Source organism: Verrucomicrobiota bacterium (genome assembly GCA_027622555.1).
Lineage (GTDB): Bacteria > Verrucomicrobiota > Verrucomicrobiia > Opitutales > UBA2995 > UBA2995.
In genome coordinates this window covers 16862-37707 of record JAQBYJ010000054.1, presented here as the reverse complement: position 1 = coordinate 37707, position 20846 = coordinate 16862, and the positions used below count along the sequence as shown (strand labels likewise).

The following is a 20846-nucleotide window of genomic DNA, read 5'->3' as shown; positions in this document are numbered from 1 at the left end:
CCCTTGATGTTTGAAACCAGTCCTCAAGCTGTTGATCTGGTTCCCATGGTCATTTCCCTGGCCTGGGGAATTGTTTTTGCGACAGCTATTACCTTAATTTTGATTCCTGTTCTTGTGTTGGTTTTCGATGATATGCAGAAAGCCGTTTATAAAATTTACAACATCGACCCACTCGCAGGGGAGGAAGAAGAAAAAGCGTTCACCACTGCCTAAACTACTACTGAATTAAACCTTTTAAACTATGCATGGAATAATAGCCTGGTTCGCCCGAAACGGAGTAGCTGCCAATTTGTTAATGATCGCCATCCTTGCAGGAGGGGCATGGTCGTTGAAAACCCGAATTATTCTTCAGGACTTTCCGGACGTCCCAGATCGCTCAATCACTGCTTCGATAGAGTATCGCGGATCAACGCCAGGTGAGATTGAACAAACCATTATTACCCGATTAGAGGAAGCGCTTTACGACATCGAAGGAGTTAAGGAGATGGACGCCACTGCCTCTGCCAGTAGAGGCACCGTTCGTCTTGAGATTGAGGAAGGTTACAGCTTAAGCGAGAAGTTGGATGAGGTGACCAATCGTATCTCCACCATTCGCACCTTTCCACCCGAGGCAGAGCGACCACAAGTAAGTTTGGCCAGTCGGACAGAAACCGTGATTACGATGGTTTTATCGGGAGATTTGAGTGAAAAGGAACTCAAGACCCTGGCGGAGCAGATTCGAGATGAAGTCTCTAATATCCCTGGGATTACCATGGCTGCGGTTAAAGCGGTTCGTCCCTACGAGATAGCAATTGAAATTTCAGAAGAAACGTTGCGGCAGTATGGGCTATCTTTTGATCAAGTTACTCGAGCCATACGAACTTCCTCCGTCGACCTTTCTGCTGGTTCTGTGAAGACGGAAACAGGGCGAATTCTTCTGCGGACCAATCAACAGGCATATACCTTTGAGGATTATTCGGCCATTACTATTCTAACCCGTGATGATGGAACAAAGTTAACTTTGGGCGATATTGCGACCGTTATTGATGGATTTGATGAGACGCCTATCGTTGCTCGTTACAACGGAAAGAGAGCCGTGGCTGTCGATGTGTTTAGAACAGGCATGCAAAACATCCTCGAGATCGGCGACGCCGTGAAAGAATTCATTGTGGTGAAGCAGCAACAATTACCGGAAGGGATCAGCCTAACGTATTGGGGAGACAGTGCCGAGCGAATCAAAGTCCGATTATCTATGTTGGTTGATAGCGCTATCATGGGATTTTGCCTTGTAGTGCTTGTGCTTTCTCTGTTCCTGCGGCCGACTTTGGCAATATGGGTAGCCCTGGGGATTCCTATAGCGTTTGCAGGTTCATTCATCATGCTCCCTTACCTTGGAATTACTATCAATCTTCCGGTCATTTTGGCATATATTACGACCCTTGGGATTGTGGTGGATGATGCGATTGTGACTGGAGAGAATGTATACCAGCATATGCAACGGGGTGAAAAACCTCTGAGAGCTTCCATTATTGGAACTCAGGAAGTGGCGGTACCTGTGTTCTTCGGCGTTGTCACAACCATGGTTGCTTTCTATCCGTTGATGTTGATGTCAGGACGTAATGGAGCGTTTTTCGGCCAGATAACCTTGGTGGTTATTCCGGTTCTGTTTTTTTCCCTGGTTGAATCAAAACTCGTTTTACCGTCTCACTTGAAGCATTGCGGCCATATGGGAGACAAAGAACGAAGCAAGAATCCTTTCATGCGATTTCAGCGGTTATTTTCCGATGGCCTTGAGCGTTTTGTTACAAAGATCTACCAACCTGTGCTCCAAAAAGCCTTGGTGCATCGGTATACTTCCATCTCTCTTTTTATCGGATTCCTCGCCATATTTCTTGCAATGATTTTAGGCGAACGGATCGGTTATCGTGAAAGGCCTACCATGGTTTCTGATACTACCACGGTCACACTGCGCATGCCTTCCGGAACTTCCTTCGAAAGGACTCTGGAAAAGATTACTATTATTGAGGAACAGGCTCTGATACTGAAACAGCAGGTTAATGAGCGATTAGGGGAAAAGGTGGTTAAGAATATATTTGCGACTGCAGGGGGGCAGCCGTTTGGACGCTCTCGTCCAGGTACTACAGCCGATGCTGCTGCAGGCGTGGATGAATTAGGCGAAGTGATCATTGAATTGGCTGAAACAGGTACCACTAGTATTGCTTATAGCACTCGCGAATTTGTGACTGAATTGCGCCAAATGGTTCCACCGATTCCGGAAGCCGAGGAGCTGACTTTTTCCTTCGAGCGTGCAGGTGGTGGAGGTGCTATGACCTTCGAGCTTATTCATCCGGACATCGATGTTTTGAAAGCCGCTTCAGCGGAGTTGCAGCTGAAGTTGAAATCATTTGCTGGCTTGTATGATATCAGTGATTCCTATGAGCGAGCCAACGATGAGTTTGAGTTGGATCTAAAACCGGAAGCGGAATACCTTGGCGTAACGGTCGCCAACCTGGCCCAACAAGTTAGAACGGCTTTCTTTGGTTCAGAAGCTCAGCGCATTCAGCGAGGACGCGATGAGATTCGAGTCATGGTGCGTTATCCGGAAAAAGACAGAAAGTCCTTGGGTTCTTTGTCTAAAATGATGATACGAACTGCCAATGGTACGGAAGTTCCCTTTGATACGGTGGCCCAGGTAGTTCCCGGAAAAAGTATGCCAACGATTCGAAGGGTAGATCGGAAAAGGATTATTCAGGTAAATGCGGATGGTGATACCGAGAAATTAGACATCACTGGAATGGAGACCGAAGTTCTGGAGCAGTTCTTACCGGAATTAGCTGCTACAAAATACACGGGCTTGGAATTTGATGTGCGGGGACGTGCTGCCGAAGCAAGGGATAACAACCGCGAAATGATCATGGGGATTTATTTGGTTCTTGGGGTTATTTATGCGCTTTTGGCCATTCCGTTCAGAAGTTATTTTCAGCCGTTAATTGTGATGTCTGCCATACCATTTGGAATGGTGGGTGCCGTGTTGGGTCACCTGATCATGGCAAAGGTATTTAACTGGAACGATGGGGATCCGAGGTTATTTCAATCCTCTATTTTTGGAATGATGGCTTTGTCGGGGGTTGTGGTTAACGATAGCCTTATGATGGTGCATTTTATGAACGCCAGAGTGAAAGAAGGTATGCCTTTGGGTGAGGCTGTTCGCCTGGCGGGAGTCAGACGATTCCGACCGATATTATTGACCTCGTTGACCACCTTTTTCGGCTTGGCTCCGCTTATGTTCGAATCTCATTCCACCGCCTCTTTCCTGATCCCCATGGCTATCTCATTGGGGTGGGGAATCATATTTGCGACTACCGTCACTTTAGTCCTTATCCCGGTATTGGTATTGATCACGGATGACTGTAAGCAGGCTTTATTTAAGTTGTATGATATCACTCCGCACGATTCGGATGTGAAGGACGAAAAAGAGGTCTTGTCGTCGGCATAGATCCAATTTAGCGTTTGGTCTAAGTTTGGTATCTGCCCAGTTTCCCCTAAACGTATGAATGGAATAATCGCTTGGTTTGCCCGAAACGGTGTCGCTGCAAATTTGCTTATGTTTGCGATTCTTGCCGGTGGAATCTGGGCGACATCCAACAAAATCATTCTTCAGGAGTACCCGGATAGAACCTACCCCTACATCACTGTTTCCGTTACTTACCGCGGCTCTACGCCTGGAGAAATTGAGCAGGCTATCGTCACTCGACTTGAGGAAGCTCTCTACGATATCGAAGGCATTAAGGAAATGACCGGCAGAGCGAGTGCGAGTGCCGGATCGGTGATGCTGGAAATCTCAGAAGGTTACAGTCTGAGTGAGAAACTGGATGAGGTGACCAATCGTGTTTCCACTATCCGAACCTTTCCGCCCGAAGCCGAACGTCCGCAAATCAGTCTCTTTAGTCGAAGTGAACGCGTTATCACGATGGTTCTTTCCGGTGAATTAAGTGAGAAAGAACTAACGAAGCTGGGTGAGCAGATACGGGATGAAGTTTCCAATATCCCCGGAATTACTCTGGCTGGGCTGAAGGCCGTCCGTCCCTATGAGATTGCTATAGAAATTTCAGAATCCACTTTGCAACAGTATGGTCTTACCTTCGATCAGGTCACCCGGGCCATTCGCTCCTCTTCCGTTGATCTGTCAGCCGGAAGCGTTAAAACGGATACGGGTCGCATATTGCTTCGGACCAATCAACAGGCCTACAACCGTGAGGATTTCTCCTCTATCACTCTGCTGACCCGGTCCGACGGAACAAAATTACAACTGGGCGATTTAGCCACGGTTATCGATGGCTTTGATGAAACACCCATTGTGTCGAAATACAATGGGGAGCGTGCCATTGCGATCGATGTCTTCCGGTCAGGTCTGCAAAACATCATCAAAATAGGTGACGACGTGAAGGAGTTCCTCGCCATAAAACAGCAACAGCTTCCGGAAGGCATTAAATTGAGCTATTGGGGCGATGATTCTGAGAAAATCAAAGTACGGCTAAACACTCTCATGGATAGTGCCATTATGGGTTTCATTCTGGTGGTTATTATCCTTTCCCTTTTTCTCCGTCCTACGCTTGCGTTCTGGGTGGCGTGGGGAATTCCCATCGCATTTGCTGGTACGTTTTTAGTACTTCCGTTTTTGGGAATGTCTCTCAACGTCATTACCCTCATGGCCTTTATCATGACCTTGGGTATTGTGGTGGATGACGCCATTGTCACAGGTGAAAATGTGTTTCAACGCATGCAACGTGGCGAAAAGCCTCTTACTGCTTCGATAAAAGGAACACAGGAAGTGGCCGTTCCGGTTATATTTGGTGTGATTACAACCATGGTGGCGTTCTTCCCGATCATGATGCAATCAGGTGTATTAGGGACTATCTATTCGAACATCCCCAAAGTTGTCATCCCGGTTTTGTTTTTTTCTTTAATTGAATCCAAGTTGATTCTTCCAGCCCATTTGAAGCATTGCACTCATTTGGCCGATAAAACGTCGAAACAGAATTTTTTTTCCAGATTACAACGGTTTTTCGCGGATGGTCTGGAACGATTTATTCTAAAATATTACCGACCTGTGTTAAATTGGGCACTGATTAATCGGTATATATCCACCTCTGTATTTATAGGGTTTCTATTGATCTTTGTGGCACTCGTTTTAGGCGAGAGAATTGGATATCGCCGGTATGCCACTACCGCGCAGGATACAACCAATATCACCTTGAAAATGCCCGCGGGTACCACTTTTGAGGTAACTCAGAAAAAGGTGGATTTGATTGAATCGGTGGCTCTCAAATTGAAAAAGGATGTGAATGAACGCTTTGGAACTACGGTTATTCAAAACGTCTTCGCTACATCGGGAGGTCATCCATTTGGGAATTCGTATAGTCGGGCTGGAGAGCTCACAGTAGGGCAGGCAGAGTCGGGAGAGGTTATAATTGAACTGACTCCTTCGGAAACACGGGATGCGAATTACGGTAGTCGGGATTTGGTATCCGAAATGCGCCAACTGGTTCCGCCCATACCGGAGGCTGAGCAGTTGAGTTTTTCGTTTGAACGTTGGAATTCAGGTTCGGCTATTACCATAGAGCTGAGTCACCCTAATGTCGAAATGCTCAAGGAAGCCTCCGCGGACCTCCAACGAAAACTGGCTTCTTTTGAAGGTTTATTTGACATAACGGATTCCTATGAAAAGGCCAATGAGGAGTATGAATTGGACCTGAAACCCGAGGCTGAGTATCTTGGGGTAACAGCCACCAATCTGGCCCAACAGGTGCGGACGGCATTTTTTGGATCGGAGGCTCAACGTATCCAGCGTGGACGCGATGAAATTCGGGTGATGGTCCGCTACCCGGAATCGGAACGACGTTCCTTAGGGTCGCTTCAGGCCATGATGATTCGAACGGCCAATGGAACTGAAGTGCCATTTGAAACAGTAGCTACCATCGTTCCGGGCAAGAGCCTGCCATCTATTCAACGGGTCGACCGCAAGCGCGTGATCCAGGTAAGTGCTGATGGTGATACGACGGAGCTGGACATCGAATCGATGGAAACGGAAATCCTCGAAGAATATTTACCTGAGCTGGTTGCCACCAAGTATCCGGGTCTGCATTTCGGTGTACGGGGTTTTTCTGCGGTTGCCCGTGACAATCAACGGGAAATGATCGTAGGAATTTATTTCATTTTGGCGGTCATCTATGCGCTGCTGGCTATTCCCTTTAGAAGCTACTTTCAGCCGATTATAGTGATGTCAGCCATTCCGTTCGGGGTGGTAGGAGCGATAATGGGCCATTACATTATGGCTAAGGTCTTCGGCTTCAACGGCGGGGATCCCATTATTACCCAACGGTCTATCTTTGGCATGATGGCTCTTTCCGGAGTAGTGGTGAACGACAGTCTGGTCATGGTTCACTTCATGAACGCTCGCCTGAAGGAAGGTATGCCTCTCAATGAAGCGGTTCGTCTTGCCGGAGTTAAACGCTTTCGTCCCATTCTACTCACCTCATTGACCACCTTCTTTGGATTGGCACCCTTGATGTTTGAAACCAGTCCTCAAGCTGTTGATCTGGTTCCCATGGTCATTTCCCTGGCCTGGGGTATTGTGTTTGCCACTGCGATCACACTTATTCTCATACCCGTGCTCGTATTGGTCTATAACGATATTCAAAAGGTATTTTATAAACTCTACAACATCGATCCCATTGATCGTGGCGATGAGGGAGATGAGATACTGGTTAAAAGCTAGAGCTGTTTAACTGTAAATGGTCACAACTATTTTATTTTAGGTAGGGCTCGATCGCCGAGCGAGCCGTCGTGGAATCGGCGGTTTGGGCCTACCGAAGACGAAGTCGACAGCGAAGCGAACAACAACCGCCCTACCATTTTCAGCGAAAGAATAAGGTTAACATGTTCTAGGTTTTGGTAACTTCATTTGAGCTCTGTAAAAGGGTTTAGTATTGAGCTGGTTTCAGGCACCACATTTCGGGAAGATTAAAATGCTTTCATCTCCGTTCTTAAACTCGCATTAAAAGTCAGAGTGATTCATTTGTTGAGATTTACAATATCTGAGATCCCTTGAATCCAACTTTCCAGAAAATATGCATGGAATAATAGCCTGGTTTGCACGAAACGGAGTAGCCGCCAATTTGTTAATGGTGGCGATCGTTGCTGGTGGCATTTGGTCTGGGACGAACAAGATCATTCTGCAGCAATATCCTGAGTTTCCTATGCGTTTTATTACGGTGACAGTGCTGTATCCTGGGTCCACGCCGGGAGAAATTGAGCAGAGTATTCTTACGCGGCTTGAAGAAAATTTGTACGATATAGAAGGCATCAAGGAAATGCAGGCAACTGCTAACTCCAGTGTGGGAACTGTGATGTTGGAAATTGAAGACGGCTATAATCTCAGTGAAAAGCTGGATGAGGTCACGAATCGCGTATCTACGATTAGGACTTTCCCCCCCGAGGCCGAGCGGCCTCAGATCAGTTTGGCTTCTCGTTCTGAACGTGTCATCACCATCGTTCTTGCGGGAGATTTAAGTGAGAAGGAAGTAAAGACCCTGGGAGAGCAGCTCCGGGACGAAGTGTCCAACATTCCTGGTATTTCTTTGACTTCATTAAAAGCGGTCCGCCCCTACGAAATTGCGATTGAAGTATCCGAGGCGACACTGCTCCAATACGGATTGACATTTGATCAGATCATTCGGGCAATTCGAACGTCCTCTGTCGATTTATCCGCAGGTAGTGTAAAGACTGAGACAGGTCGTATTCTTCTGCGTACCAACGAACAAGCATACAACCGCGAGGATTTTGCATCTATTACGCTTCTGACACGTGAAGATGGAACCAGGCTCAAGTTAGGAGACATCGCTGAGGTCCGTGACGATTTTGATGAGACTCCTATTGTTGCGCATTTCAATGGTGGGCGTGCCATTGCAATAGATGTATTTAGAACGGGGTCACAAAATATTATCGAGATTGGAGAAAACGTAAAAGAGTGGATAGTTACAAAACAGGTACAATTGCCCGAGGGAATTCATTTATCCTACTGGGATGACGATACTGAGAGAATCAAAGTTCGTCTAAGCACCTTAAGGAATAGTGCTATAATGGGATATGTGTTGGTGCTGATTATTCTTTCTATGTTTCTCAGGCCGTCGTTAGCATTCTGGGTAGCAATGGGTATTCCCATCGCATTTGGAGGAGCATTCCTGGTGATGCCGTTTTTGGGATTAAGTATAAACATTGTTACCTTGATGGCCTTTATTACAACTTTGGGGATAGTCGTAGACGACGCCATAGTCACTGGGGAAAATGTGTTTCAGAGAATGCAGCGCGGGGAAAACCCCCTGACCGCATCGATCAAAGGAACGCAGGAAGTGGCCGTTCCTGTAATCTTTGGTGTTATAACCACGATGGTATCATTTTATCCCCTGATGATGATGTCTGGATTTATGGGGAGTTTTTTCAGCAACATTCCCATGGTTGTAATTCCGGTTTTATTTTTCTCGTTAATCGAATCGAAGCTTATTCTACCAGCACACCTGAAGCACTGCACGCATCTTGCAGACCGGGAGCAGAAACTAAATATCTTTAGCCGTTTTCAACGATTCTTTTCCAATGGTTTAGAAAGGTTTATCCTAAAGTCTTATAAACCGATGCTCAACTGGGCTCTCAAAAATCGTTATGTTTCTGTATCTCTATTTGTAGGCTTTCTCCTGATATTCGTGGCTTTGGTTTTAGGTGAGCGAATCGGTTTTCGGACCTTTCCTAACATTCCTTCAGACACTACAACCATCACGCTTCAAATGCCGGCAGGTACCTCGTTTGAAAAGACATTGGAAAAAGTTGGGATGATTGAAGATGTGGCTCTAAAGTTAAAAGATGAGGTGAACGAAAGATTCGGAGAGACGGTAGTTCTAAATGTATTTGCTACCGCCGGAGGCCAACCGTTCGGCCGTGGGCGCGGAGGATCTGGTGGTCCCGTTGCTGGCATTGCGGAAATGGGGGAGCTCCTCATAGAATTAACACCTTCTGAAACTCGGGATTCAGCTTACAGTGGTAGAGAGCTGGTAGCTGATTTGCGTCAGCTGGTTCCTCCCATTCCGGAAGCTGAACAATTAAATTTTTCCTTTTCCCGATTTGATTCCGGCGCAGCCGTTGGCATTGAACTCATTCATCCCAATATTGATATGCTCAAAACTGCTTCGGCAGAGTTGCAGAGAAAACTGGCTTCTTATGATGGATTTTACGACATCGAAGACTCCTATGAGCGCGCCAGCGAAGAGTACCAGCTGGACCTTAAACCTGAGGCCGAGTATCTGGGGATTACGGCTGTTAACTTGGCACAGCAAGTTAGAACCGCATTTTTTGGATCGGAAGTACAACGCATTCAACGGGGGCGTGATGAAGTGAAGGTTATGGTTCGTTATCCTGAAAGCGAACGTCGATCCCTCGGTTCACTTCAAACGATGATGATTCGAACGGCGAATGGTTCTGAAGTTCCGTTTGATACGGTTGCTGAAATTGTCCCAGGAAAAAGTCTACCCTCCATCCGGCGTATTGATAGAAAACGGATTATTGAGGTAAGAGCTGATGCCGACACCTTGGTAACCGATACTGAATCAATTCAGTTCGATTTATTGGACGTATATTTACCAGAGTTAGTGGCAACGAAATATCCTGGAATGGAATTTGGTCTGCAAGGGTATGCGGCAGATAATCGTGACAATATGATGGAAATTGTTGTCGGCATCTTTGTAATTCTCGGGGCCGTATATGCTCTGTTAGCCATCCCATTTCGAAGTTACGTGCAGCCTTTGATAGTTATGTCAGCGATTCCATTTGGTGTCGTAGGAGCCTTGTTGGGACACTGGATAATGGCCAAGGTTTTTGGTTGGAACGGCGGTGATCCAATCATGACTATGCAATCGATATTCGGCATGATGGCCTTGTCGGGCGTGGTTGTGAATGATAGCCTTGTGATGGTTCATTTTATGAATGCGAAAACGAAAGAGGGTATGCCACTTGGTGAAGCTGTTCGTTTATCAGGTGTTAGACGCTTTCGGCCGATTTTGCTTACTTCTGCGACCACATTTTTTGGTTTATGTCCGCTTATGTTTGAAACAAGTCCTCAAGCAGCCTTTCTGGTACCAATGGCAATTTCCTTGGGTTGGGGTATTGCGTTCGCTACAGCCATCACGCTGTTTTTGATACCGGTTTTGGTTCTGATTTACGACGATATTAAACTGGCTTTCTGTAAATTGTATAACATCGATCTAAATGAACATGTGGAAGAGGAAGCTGGGCCACTGACCCAAGCTTAGCTAAGAATTCCTTTCCTGAGAACTGAAAGTGATCCGCAATAAAGCAGGTTCTGATTTGCGAATAAATTCGTCCTGCAACCACTCCTCAACCTTCGTCCACAACCGGGTTCGTTAACGCTCCGATCTTTTCAATCTCGATGGTAACTTCATCGCCGGCTTTTAGCCAGAGAGGTGGCTTTCTAGCCATACCCACACCATGGGGGGTTCCAGTGATGATGACAGTTCCCGGGAGCAGTGTGGTGCTACCGCTTAGGAATTTTATAATCTGAGGAATAGAGAAAATCATATCATTGGTATTCCAATCCTGCACGACTTCACCATTGAGTGTGGTTTTAATGCTCAATTCATTCGGATCTCCGATCTCGTCACCTGTCACCAAACAAGGTCCTAGCGGAGCGAAGGTATCAAATGTTTTTCCTCGGCACCATTGGCTGCCTCCCCATTCGATCTGCCAGTCGCGGGCGCTTACATCGTTACAGCAGGTATAGCCCAACACATAATCCAACGCGTTTTCTTCCGTAGCGTTTTTGCAAGTCTTGCCGATAACGACGGCCAGTTCGCATTCGTAGTCCACCTTGTGGCTCGCGAGCTGGGTTGGGATTTCAATCGGGTCCCCCGGGTTTTGTGTAGCACTGGCGCTCTTTACAAACAGGACAGGACGTTCTGGAATCGGCATTCCGCTTTCTTCGGCATGGTGTTTGTAGTTCAACCCAATGCATAAGATGACCTCGGGAGCGATGGGTGCCAGGAGCTTGGCGACATCGGCCACTTCGTTGGTTACTGAATGCGAACCAAATATGTCGCCTTCAATGCGTTTGTTTTGTCCGTTCTGGTCGGCTGCGTAATGCTCTACGCCCTGTGAATCTAGGTATCGAATAATTTTCATGAATGATGTTGTGGATAAAATTAGTAGGTAGCTCGGCCGCCAGATAAGTCGTAGGTGAAGCCGGTTGTGAAACTGTTTTCAGGTGAAACGATAAATTTTGCCATGTTGGCGACTTCTTCCAGGGTTCCGCATCGCCCCATGGGAATCTTGGAGGTCATGTAATCGATCTGTTCCTGTGGAATAGTGTCGTGGATGGGGGTGTAAATAACCGCGGGTGCCAATGCGTTCACGGTTACGCCCGTTTCCGCGTAATCTTTTCCTAAAACTTTGGTAAGTCCGATGACTCCGGCTTTGGTGGTCGAGTAGGCGGTCATTCCAGCGTTGCCTTCTTTCCCGGAAATGGAGGCCATCAAACAAACGCGACCGTATCCGGTTTTGAGCATGTGAGGAATGACTGCCTTGCAGATAAGAAATGAGCCTCGCAAATTCACACCGTAGACCAGGTCAAAGTCTTCCGACGTAACTTCGTGCGCTTTGATATTCGTTTTGCCCGTTATGCCGGCACTGTTCATTAGAATGTCGATTCGTCCCAATTGTTCTACAACCGTATCAATTGCCTTTGTGACCGATGCCTCATCGCTCACATCCATTTGAACAACCAGCGGTTTGCCATCGAGCTTTGCTTTGGCGTTCTCGAGTCCTTTGGGATTCATGTCCAAAAGAGCGAGATGAACGCCTTCGGTTTGTAGTTTCTCTGCCAGGGCGAATCCAATTCCGGATGCACCACCGGTTATGACGGCAACTTGATTACTCCAATCAGAACTCATTTTTGTATCAGGGATAATTTCAGGGAATTTTAGTGTCCGACTTCATTAGAGAGCATTGCATGGGTCAAACCCGAAATCCCCCTCGAAGTAGGATTGTGTGTAATTTCTATAGTTGCCAAAAGAGACTAGAATATGGAATCGGCAGCAAACTACCTCCCATATCCGTGAGCTTGAAGTCGAAATGTAGGAGGTAGCTCGCTGCCGAATTGTGAACCTTCGAAAGTACGAAACGGAAAATAACACGAAATGGATCGACATATCTCGTTTCGACCATTTTCGAAATCTTCTTCTGTGTATTATTTCTCCATGGAACAGAAAAAAGGTCGATGTTTTCTCGGAAGCCCTCCATCTTCCAAATTAAATATTGCCAGATAAATTTATGATTAGAAAAGCCTTTGTCATGTCACTCATTCCCGGACAGGAAGAAGAGTATGAGCGCCGCCACAGACCGATTTGGCCGGAACTGGAAGCAGTGCTCAAACGTAAGGGTGTTTCGAATTATTCGATCTTTCTTCATCCTGAGACGAATCAACTTTTTGGCTACACCGAGGTCCAATCGGAAGAGCTGTGGGCCTCCATCGCGGAAACCGAGATTTGTCAAAAGTGGTGGGCTTATATGAAAGATCTCATGCTTACCAATCCGGACAACAGTCCCGTCGCTCGGGAACTACCGGAAGTCTTTCACATTGACTGAACGTTTTCGGATTAGGTTGCCTTGCTTGATTGTGGGTACGTCTCGATCGCCAAGCGAATCGTCTATGTTTAGGCAGTTTTTGCAAAATCGTCCTGCCTGACTCTTATTACAAAAGGCTCTGGTGAATCCCGGACTACTTGCGATAACTCACACTGATCCATGCATTGCGTGGAGCAGATTGTGTCATAATACCAGAGCTTGCGATGGCGGTTGTTACCGCTTCGTCGAACAGATTGTCCACCTGCACGCGGAATCCCCAAGGCTGATCAGGAGCCTGAAAGTGCATACCTACACCGACTACAACCGAGCTATCGAGTTTGCGGGTATTCAGTTCATTATCGTAGTGATTGCTTCGGTACTGTGCTTGACCGACAAAGTTCAGGCTTTCGTTAAATTGCCAAATTAATTGGGAGTTTAGCTTATGCTTCGGCGATAAAGGAAAACTGTTTCCTTCGATGGCTTGCAAAATGGTGGAGTTTCTGAACTCCGTATCGGCGAAGGTGTAGTTTAGCAGAAAAACGAGGTCTTTTCCTGGATCCCACTGCCATGCTGCTTCGAAGCCCTGAACTTCACTGTCCTCGATGTTGATCCGTTGATTGCAAGAACCTCCTCCGGGAACAAATCCACAGAGTGAATCGAACCCAACATTATCGTGCAGGAAAGCATTGGTTACCATGTCATCCATTGAATAGTGAAAAACGGACAGTTGAAAGGTGTTGGATTCGTCCTGGTAGTTGATGCTTAATTCACCTCCGGTTGTCCGTTCCTCCTTCAGGTCGGGATTCGATTCGGTGATATCGTTTCTGACGCGGAATGGACGATACAGTTCATTGAGGGTAGGGATTCTGAATCCTTGAAATACCAGTGCACCGAAGCTCCAGTTGGTATCCAGTTTTCGGGTATATCTACCATTGAATGAAACCACCTCACCTGACCGATAGGGGTAAAGCGTGTCTCTGGTTTGCGCACCGGTTTCCAGGTTAAACTCCTTTCGAAACCCATCACTCTGTTTCCAATGATCCAATCTCAAGGTTCCTTCCAGACTACTATTTTCATCCAGTTGTGTTTGGGCCGTAAAAAATCCGCCAACAAATGACTGCTCTCCGCCTTCCTGCCGTTCTCGCGTAAAGCCAGACCCGAGGTTCCGGGTTAGTTCATTGGCGCTTCCAGTGGATTCCCGGAAATCTGCTCCAGCCAGGAAGTTCAAATAACCACTGCCTTCCCAGAAAAACGTGGCCTGACCTCCAATGGCTTCGGCCGGTACAGCGTATTGGTCCAGCACGGCAAGTTCGGAGGCACGATCCTCAGCAACCGAAGTAAATATATTTTTGAAATCCCGATCCTGGTAAAAAGCCACAAAGTTGAATCCGGGTCCAGCGCCTGCATCTTTGGTTAGCGTCCAGGATAGGTCCGTTGCGCTGGTCGAGTTGGGAGAGAGTGCCGTTCCGTTTAGTCGTTCCTCATCGAAATACTGACCGGTGAGTGCCCATTGCCAGTCGTCATTTATTTGGTGAGCGAGTTGAATTCGAAAATACTCGTACTCCGATTCCGAGTCTATATCGACCAGGCCTCGCTGTTCACGGTTTACTACTGTGTAGCCGTCCGAACTGAACAAACGACCCTCCACTGATATCCCCGTGTTTTCTGAAAGTGCAGTGTTGTGCAGTAGCGAAGCCTTTACGGTACCGAATGAGCCGCCTTGAACGGAGTAGCGAGACTGGTCCAGCATCGGCGACTTGGTGGTTATCTGAATCGCTCCACCTGAACTATAATTTCCCCATGCTGGCACCGAACCAACGGTAAAAGTTTCCAAAGAGCTGATGCTTTCTGAAGGAAGTTTGTTCCAGTAAATCCAGCCACCAAAAGGATCATTTTGCGGGACGCTGTCCACCAGTAAAAGCGCTCTTGAGGTAGCGTTTGTAGCGGTGTGTCGAAAGCGAACACCTTGAGTTGTAGGATGCGCTGTAAATGAATCTATCGACCGAAAGGTATCTACAGAAGACAATTTCCTTAAAGCCTGGTCCAGAGACAGCGAAGTATCCATTTCTCCCAACATCACGTCCGCCGGAATGGCCAGGGAAGATTCGAAAGCCCGGTCGGCTATGATTTCCATCAGTGCCAGGTTAACGGTCTCTTCGTCTGCCCTCGAAGTGAAGGATACCATCACGCTGAGGCTGAGAAAAAATCCAATTCGTTGCAGTCGGTGAAATGAAGTCGAATGTGGTAAGGAAAATTTTAGTGCGTTCATAGGGTCAAGATTCACCGTTCAGCGCGAATCCTTTCGGGAAGGAAGGATGTTTACAAAAAGTAGGCATCTATCAATGTATTTTTCAAATCCGCCAAAGAGCCATGGCGGTGATTTTGTGAAAACTATGGAATATCGGAACCTGGGGAAATCGGACGTCAAAGTCTCAGAAATGAGTCTCGGTTGTTGGACCATGGGTGGATTGAACTTTATAGAAGGCAAAGCGACAGGCTGGGCTAATGTCGATGAGGCGGAAATATTCCAGGCTATAAAATTGGCTGTCGATAATGGCGTAAATCACTTCGATAATGCCGATGTTTATGGGAATGGCCGTGCTGAACAGATGCTCGCACGCATCCTTCGACGTCTCGGTTTAAAATCGGAAGACTTTATTATCGCGACAAAAGTGGGGCACAATCGTGGGACCTTTGCTCATGCATACGATCCTTTGAATATTCGTCATCAATGTGAGCAGTCGCTTCGGAATTTAAACCGCGATTATATCGACATCTATTACCTCCATCACGGGAATTTTTGTAAGAAGAATCAGTATCTGTCTGAAGCTGCGGAAACGCTCAATTCGCTGGTCGAGGAGGGCAAGGTGAGGCTCAAAGGCCAGTCAGCCTATACAGCCGCCCATTTCAAGGCTGCGGTTCCCGTCGTTCAACCCACTGTATTACAAAGTTGGGCGCATGCCATGGATACGCAGTTCATCGAACCGAATGGTCCTGTCGGTAAACTGCTATCGGCAAATGAACTTTCTTTCGTCGCATTCAGTCCTCTCAACCAGGGGATTTTGCTCGATAAATTCGATCCGGATAATCCTCCTCAATTTGAGGCCGGTGATCACCGCCAAGGTGCCCTGAAATTTAGTAAAGAAAACCTGTCTTCACTTCAGCCGAAACTCACCGAACTCAAGAAACGCTTCGGCGACACAATACCAGATTTAGCAGCCGTCGCTCTTCGCTTCGTTCTAAATTTTCCCCAGGTCTGCAGCGTCATTCCCGGTTTCCGAAATGCCCAACAAGTGGAAAACAACCTGGCTGTCGTTCAACGAAGATTATCCCCAGCCGATATGGCATTCATCAAGAGCTACCTTCTCGCCCCAGAGTAGCAATGGCTTCCAACCTCAGTCTTATACGCATTTTCGCTGATTGGGTAGTTCGTCTGGTTGTAGAGATAGATTTTTTGACTTCTCCGTAGGACTGATCCTGTACGATTATTCCGTACTCCATGATTCATTATTCTCTTTTCTTTTTCAACCACCCGCTTCGCTCGAGGACGCGGAGGACACAGAGGAATTGCGGAAATAACCAATTTCACTTCTACACCGTGCTTTCGTGATCTCCGTGGTTATGATTTTCATTTCTCCAACTACCTGGTTTAATTCATCGACTGGGATGTTACCTATTGCTAAAATTTTTACTGATGCGCCTCCGGCCCTGTTTCGTCCGTGGAAAACGCAACTCGAAATGTAGATACCATCTTCATGAGAGAGGCATGAGGCTCCTTCCGATAGTTCTCCTTCATGTTTCTCATGCCAAGCTGCAGATCTTCTTCTGATCGATAATCCACGATCAGCTGGTAATCAGGTAGATCCACAAAGCTGGCCTTGTTGGTCATTCGTAGCACGCGGTAAGATACCGCATGATTATCGCAGATCTGACCTTCCATGAATTGATGCACCTGCGTAAGCAATTCCTGATCGGTCACTCCATCTTTTGCCGTGAAGTATACGTGATAGGAAGTCATCTTTCTGGTGCCTTGTTCTTAATAATATTGGCCAGGTTTATTGTTTGAATTTGGATTCATTGCTATTCGGATACGATTGTTCTCACGGTAAAAAAAATGAGCAAACACGAAAGAGGAAGTAGTCCACCCTATCAGGGTAGAGATCAAATACTTTGTTCCTGGGCTGTAGACCAAATCACGCTCTTGGTTATTAACCGGTAGCCTTGGCTTGGGCTTGCGCTTAGGGCAGTTCTTCGTCCAAATCATTAGAAAAAAGCAGATTATGGAACTGGGTGCATTTTCAATTAGTTTGGTGGTGAAGGATATAGAAGCCTCCAAGGAGTTTTATGGAAAGTTGGGATTCGAGGAATTCGGCGGTGATATTTCTCAGGGCTGGCTGATTCTAAAGAATGGGGATCATGTGATAGGTCTTTTTCAAGGGATGTTTGAAAAAAATATGCTGACCTTCAATCCGGGCTGGGATCAGTCTGCAAAACAGCTCGAAGCGTTTACGGATGTTCGGGACCTTCAGAAGAAACTAAAATCTGAAGGGGTGAGTCTCATGAGCGAGGCGGATGAGAGTTCTATAGGCCCGGCTAGTTTCATAGTAATCGACCCGGATGGTAATCCAGTTTTGGTAGATCAGCACGTTTAGCTCACCAACTTTTCCGATACGGATAGTACTGGCATCAGTTTCTAAGAAGAATTCTCTTAACTCAATCTGTTATTCAGGTTTGGAATAATACCATTCACAAAGCGTCTATGTTTAAGACCTGCATTTTCTTTTAGATGATTAAGCCTTCCAACTACCTTTGTCGCATTTGTTTAGTTCTCATAATACCGGGAATTTTTGCAGCAGTGGGGTGCACGAATGTCCCTGTTTACGAGCAAGCTCTTGTCTCAAAAGTCGGGATGACTCGTTCAGATTCCATGGTGGAAGGAGACCGGGTTAATCTATTGCCTCAAATTGAGCCGGGCAGTGCTGTTTCCGGAGGAGCCGCTGCGGCTGGTTGCACGGCATGTCGATAGGCGATGAGAGCGTCAATTAAATTTCTAGGGATGAATTCTCCCGCCTTGGGTTTTATCCAAATCCTGTTTATGTTCCGGGTAGCTTATTCGATTGAAGTGGCAAATTGGGATAGCGGGTTGGAGTGGGTTGATTCGGACGACATAACGCTGAAACAACTAAGCTGGATAGGTGACTTTAATTCTGACAATTGGGAATCTTCGATCAGTCTGGCTTACGGCGACTATCAATTGGATTATCAACCGGTTGCTTTCGACTTTAATGGAGAGGAAAAAGCGGTGAGTGAAAGAATTATTGCCATTCAATTTAATTCAAAGAAACAACTCGGTGACCATTGGTGGCTATCGGGAGGAGCCGGGGCTTACGATGGATTTACGAACTATCGATCTGTTTGGCTCGATGAATACTATCGGCAACAGTTTAGTGAGTTGTACGGATTTCCCGGAGCAGAGAACTATGTCGAAGCTGACCCTAAGGGCATCAATGCAACGGCTGGTACTCGTTGGGAGTATCAACCGGGCAATGGATTTGCCCAATTCAGTATTTCGGCCCTTCGAGATGATGTGTCACCGGGTTACGAAATTGATTTTGATGGACTGCGTCGAGGTGAGCTCACTTTAGATACGGTTGCGGCAAGTCTATCGACTGAGAATATTCTGACGAAAAACATTCGCTCCTTTCTTGAATTCAGGGTGACACAAACCACTGATCGGTCGACCCGATATGGAGTCGGTGCTAACATCAATGTAGCTCATGGAGAACAGTGGGTTTCACGTTGGAATGTAGGTGGCTCGAAAGAAGATCCTCAGTTCGAAGCATTTTATGGGGGCGTCGCCTTGGAGTATCAGGCCTCCGATAAATGTTATATATTTGTCGACGGTTGGTATTATGAAGATACGGGCGAAATTGAAAATGCACTCCTCTTCACGAGCGCTGCACCCGGCTTGGAGAGTAGTCGCGTTGGCATCGGCGTTAGATGGATTGGTGATCAGTGGTCAATGAGGATTTATGCGGCCCCACTTGAGAATGACTATGAGCCAACCAATCCAGGTATCGATTTCTTCCAAAATTTGTACAGCGATCGCGATTGGACGATTGCCCAAATTGCGGTTAGTCGATCCCTCTAACTGTCTATTGTTATGTCTCGATTCATCAAAAACTTCTTACTGACAACACTGTTGACCTCCGCGTTTTCAAACCTTGAAGCCCAGCGGTATCAGGTTGGAGATATCGTAGAAAACTTCACCTTAACGAATCGCGAAACTAATCAGCCAGTGAGTCTTTATGATCTGGAAGGAAAGGTGATTTTCCTGGAGTGGTTTGCTTACTGGTGTCCTTTCTGCAAAGCTGCAGCCGGTGCGATTGGTCCTGGCTTGATTGATTATTACGGTAGTCGAAACGGGAATGCAGATGGGGTTGAGTTTATGCACGTTGCCCTCAACCTTCAAGGTGGTGCCGAAAGCCCCACGCAGAATTTTATTAATTTCTATCAACTCCCATTTGTCCTGAATGACTTTAATCGAGCTGTCGCCAACCGCTTTCAATCCGGAGGTCAACCCATCTTCGCCATTATTAATGGCGTAAAAAATTCCGCAAGTCATGAGCAATGGGAATTGGTGTACTCTCATTTGGGATATGGTGATCTGACTGCACCAATCACCGAGTTTCGAAATGTCATTAATTCCGTTAAGGCCGCCCAGGTGGTTCCCGGATTTGTGGATTATCTGAATGGCCTTCAGCTTCCTGAAAACCAACGTGCCGAAGAGGACGATCCCGACTTCGATGGCATTCCCAATGTTCTTGAATACTTTTTTGGTACCGATGCTTCGGATACCGCTTCATTCTCTCGTCCGGTAAACAAAATTATGTCAATCGGTTCAGTCGATTACCATGTCCTTGAGTTTATTCGAAATCCGGAGGCAACCGATGTTACCGTAGTTCCTCAGTTTAGTTTAAGTCCTGGTTTCGAATCACTCATCGGCAATGCACCGTTTTCTACGGAATCGATGGAAGGTGGTTTGGAGAAAGTAAGGATCCGATCGAATGTTCCGCTGGGAGGAGCAAGTAAGTTTTCACGACTGGTTTTTGTTTCGGAATCACAGTAGGCTTATTCCGTAAAGCGGGTTACAAAAGTAATTTTGAAATCTCAGCCGGAGTTTCCACAAGCTCGTCTGCCTCGGCTGTCGTCAGTTCTTCCCTGGAGCCATATCCATAGGTAACTCCAATGGTTCTTAAATTGTTTTTCTTAGCGCCGATAATATCGTGCTTGCGATCGCCGATCATTATCGTGGTCTCTGCTCTGAGGCCTTCAGTTTCAATTATGTATTGTATCAAGTCGCCCTTATCCTGGCGTTCACCCGTCATTTCACTGCCGTGAATGTGGCCAAAAAAATGATCGAACTTAAAGTGCGTGGCAATTTGTTTGGCGTAATAATGTGGTTTTGAGGTAGCGACAAAGAGTGAGTGGCCTGCGTCCTTCAACTTTGTCAAACAGTCGTGGATGCCCGGGTACACCCTGTTCTCAAACAACCCAATGGTGCCAAAACGTTCACGGTAGAAAAGCACCCCCTGCCTGGCTGCATCTAAATCTCCTCCCATAAACTGCATAAAAGTTTCAAGGAGAGGAGGGCCGATCGCGGACTCCAATTCGTCCTGGCTCGGCACGGTTTGTCCGAGCTTCTTCAGCGCATATTGAATGGATCCAGTGATCCCTGGCTTGGGATCAGTCAGAGTTCCGTCGAGGTCAAAGAGACAGGTTTTGATGGACATTGAAGAAAGATGAACCACCAAGCCTCCAAGGATGCAAAGATAGAATCAGGTATTTCTTCGTGCTCTTGGTACCACTATCCGCTGGAATCTTGTTTTTAAGCCAAGAATTCAAACTACTTCTTTCAATTGATCTCTGGATGTTGTTCTTTTCTCAAATGGAGCAATTATTTGATTTGAACAAGGTAACAAAGGAAACAGAGTTCTTATGTAAAAAGTATGTTGTTCACTTCGTTGTTTCAGGCGGTTCGTACTCCGCTATCTCAGTTAGCTCTTGTTCAATAATTCGTCCATTGGTGGTTAAGAATCTACTACAGCAATCCTGCCCATCTGAGTTAATCAGTGTGAAATAAATTCGAAGAAAAATGCTTTAACTACGAAATGCGCTGAAAT

General features: G+C 46.6%; 14 protein-coding genes. 9 read left to right on the top strand and 5 right to left on the bottom strand.

Going from position 1 to position 20846, the window contains the following annotated elements; translation table 11 throughout:
• From O3C43_14535 to O3C43_14520, 4 genes are all read left to right on the top strand, one after another.
• Window positions 1-213 (top strand): hypothetical protein (locus tag O3C43_14535; protein MDA1067706.1); only part of this gene is annotated, 213 nt, incomplete at its 5' end.
• A gap of 28 nt (window positions 214-241) precedes the next feature.
• Window positions 242-3475, top strand: coding sequence for an efflux RND transporter permease subunit (locus O3C43_14530; protein ID MDA1067705.1), 3234 nt, complete (start codon window positions 242-244; stop codon window positions 3473-3475).
• 54 nt (window positions 3476-3529) lie between these two features.
• Window positions 3530-6757 (top strand): efflux RND transporter permease subunit, encoded by a 3228-nt coding sequence (locus O3C43_14525; protein ID MDA1067704.1) that lies wholly within the window; start codon window positions 3530-3532, stop codon window positions 6755-6757.
• Between the two features lie 352 nt (window positions 6758-7109).
• Entirely contained in the window at window positions 7110-10337 is a 3228-nt protein-coding gene (locus O3C43_14520) for an efflux RND transporter permease subunit (GenBank protein MDA1067703.1), read from the top strand.
• Window positions 10338-10422: 85 nt separating this feature from the next.
• On the opposite strand, the gene O3C43_14515 is transcribed toward O3C43_14520, so the two are convergent.
• Both O3C43_14515 and O3C43_14510 read right to left on the bottom strand, forming a co-directional pair.
• Window positions 10423-11223 carry a fumarylacetoacetate hydrolase family protein gene (locus tag O3C43_14515; GenBank protein MDA1067702.1) on the bottom strand — a complete coding sequence of 267 codons (801 nt, stop codon included), beginning with the start codon at window positions 11221-11223 and terminating at the stop codon, window positions 10423-10425.
• A gap of 20 nt (window positions 11224-11243) precedes the next feature.
• Window positions 11244-11990, bottom strand: a complete 747-nt coding sequence (locus O3C43_14510) for an SDR family NAD(P)-dependent oxidoreductase (GenBank protein MDA1067701.1) — start codon at window positions 11988-11990, stop codon at window positions 11244-11246.
• Window positions 11991-12369: 379 nt separating this feature from the next.
• Between O3C43_14510 and rhaM the strand changes: the two genes are divergently transcribed.
• The gene (rhaM, locus tag O3C43_14505; protein ID MDA1067700.1) at window positions 12370-12684 is read left to right on the top strand and encodes an L-rhamnose mutarotase; all 315 of its coding nucleotides are present in this window, start codon (window positions 12370-12372) and stop codon (window positions 12682-12684) included.
• 133 nt (window positions 12685-12817) lie between these two features.
• Here the strand turns inward: rhaM and O3C43_14500 are convergent, their stop codons facing one another.
• Complete coding sequence (locus O3C43_14500) at window positions 12818-14932, bottom strand: TonB-dependent receptor (GenBank protein ID MDA1067699.1); 2115 nt, start codon at window positions 14930-14932, stop codon at window positions 12818-12820.
• A 124-nt stretch (window positions 14933-15056) separates the two neighbouring features.
• Between O3C43_14500 and O3C43_14495 the strand changes: the two genes are divergently transcribed.
• On the top strand, window positions 15057-16043 hold the full coding sequence (locus O3C43_14495) for an aldo/keto reductase (protein ID MDA1067698.1): 987 nt from the start codon (window positions 15057-15059) through the stop codon (window positions 16041-16043).
• A gap of 308 nt (window positions 16044-16351) precedes the next feature.
• Here O3C43_14495 and O3C43_14490 read toward each other — a convergent pair whose 3' ends face one another.
• On the bottom strand, window positions 16352-16681 hold the full coding sequence (locus O3C43_14490) for a hypothetical protein (protein MDA1067697.1): 330 nt from the start codon (window positions 16679-16681) through the stop codon (window positions 16352-16354).
• A gap of 262 nt (window positions 16682-16943) precedes the next feature.
• Here O3C43_14490 and O3C43_14485 point away from each other — a divergent pair, with 262 nt between their 5' ends.
• The 3 genes from O3C43_14485 to O3C43_14475 all read left to right on the top strand — a co-directional run bounded on the left by O3C43_14485 (window position 16944) and on the right by O3C43_14475 (window position 19792).
• Window positions 16944-17315, top strand: a complete 372-nt coding sequence (locus tag O3C43_14485; GenBank protein MDA1067696.1) for a VOC family protein — start codon at window positions 16944-16946, stop codon at window positions 17313-17315.
• A gap of 404 nt (window positions 17316-17719) precedes the next feature.
• Complete coding sequence (locus O3C43_14480) at window positions 17720-18814, top strand: hypothetical protein (protein MDA1067695.1); 1095 nt, start codon at window positions 17720-17722, stop codon at window positions 18812-18814.
• A 12-nt stretch (window positions 18815-18826) separates the two neighbouring features.
• Entirely contained in the window at window positions 18827-19792 is a 966-nt protein-coding gene (locus O3C43_14475; protein ID MDA1067694.1) for a TlpA disulfide reductase family protein, read from the top strand.
• Between the two features lie 19 nt (window positions 19793-19811).
• Here O3C43_14475 and O3C43_14470 read toward each other — a convergent pair whose 3' ends face one another.
• Window positions 19812-20456, bottom strand: a complete 645-nt coding sequence (locus O3C43_14470) for an HAD family hydrolase (GenBank protein MDA1067693.1) — start codon at window positions 20454-20456, stop codon at window positions 19812-19814.
• Window positions 20457-20846 lie beyond the last annotated feature (390 nt).

What these genes read in the sequence shown, in the direction of transcription:
- O3C43_14530 (MDA1067705.1), top strand. Translation starts at nt 242, where the DNA reads ATGCATGGAATAATAGCCTGGTTCGCCCGAAACGGAGTAGCTGCCAAT.
- O3C43_14525 (MDA1067704.1), top strand. Translation starts at nt 3,530, where the DNA reads ATGAATGGAATAATCGCTTGGTTTGCCCGAAACGGTGTCGCTGCAAAT.
- O3C43_14520 (MDA1067703.1), top strand. Translation starts at nt 7,110, where the DNA reads ATGCATGGAATAATAGCCTGGTTTGCACGAAACGGAGTAGCCGCCAAT.
- O3C43_14515 (MDA1067702.1), bottom strand. Translation starts at nt 11,223, where the DNA reads ATGAAAATTATTCGATACCTAGATTCACAGGGCGTAGAGCATTACGCA.
- O3C43_14510 (MDA1067701.1), bottom strand. Translation starts at nt 11,990, where the DNA reads ATGAGTTCTGATTGGAGTAATCAAGTTGCCGTCATAACCGGTGGTGCA.
- rhaM (MDA1067700.1), top strand. Translation starts at nt 12,370, where the DNA reads ATGATTAGAAAAGCCTTTGTCATGTCACTCATTCCCGGACAGGAAGAA.
- O3C43_14500 (MDA1067699.1), bottom strand. Translation starts at nt 14,932, where the DNA reads ATGAACGCACTAAAATTTTCCTTACCACATTCGACTTCATTTCACCGA.
- O3C43_14495 (MDA1067698.1), top strand. Translation starts at nt 15,057, where the DNA reads ATGGAATATCGGAACCTGGGGAAATCGGACGTCAAAGTCTCAGAAATG.
- O3C43_14490 (MDA1067697.1), bottom strand. Translation starts at nt 16,681, where the DNA reads ATGACTTCCTATCACGTATACTTCACGGCAAAAGATGGAGTGACCGAT.
- O3C43_14485 (MDA1067696.1), top strand. Translation starts at nt 16,944, where the DNA reads ATGGAACTGGGTGCATTTTCAATTAGTTTGGTGGTGAAGGATATAGAA.
- O3C43_14480 (MDA1067695.1), top strand. Translation starts at nt 17,720, where the DNA reads ATGAATTCTCCCGCCTTGGGTTTTATCCAAATCCTGTTTATGTTCCGG.
- O3C43_14475 (MDA1067694.1), top strand. Translation starts at nt 18,827, where the DNA reads ATGTCTCGATTCATCAAAAACTTCTTACTGACAACACTGTTGACCTCC.
- O3C43_14470 (MDA1067693.1), bottom strand. Translation starts at nt 20,456, where the DNA reads ATGTCCATCAAAACCTGTCTCTTTGACCTCGACGGAACTCTGACTGAT.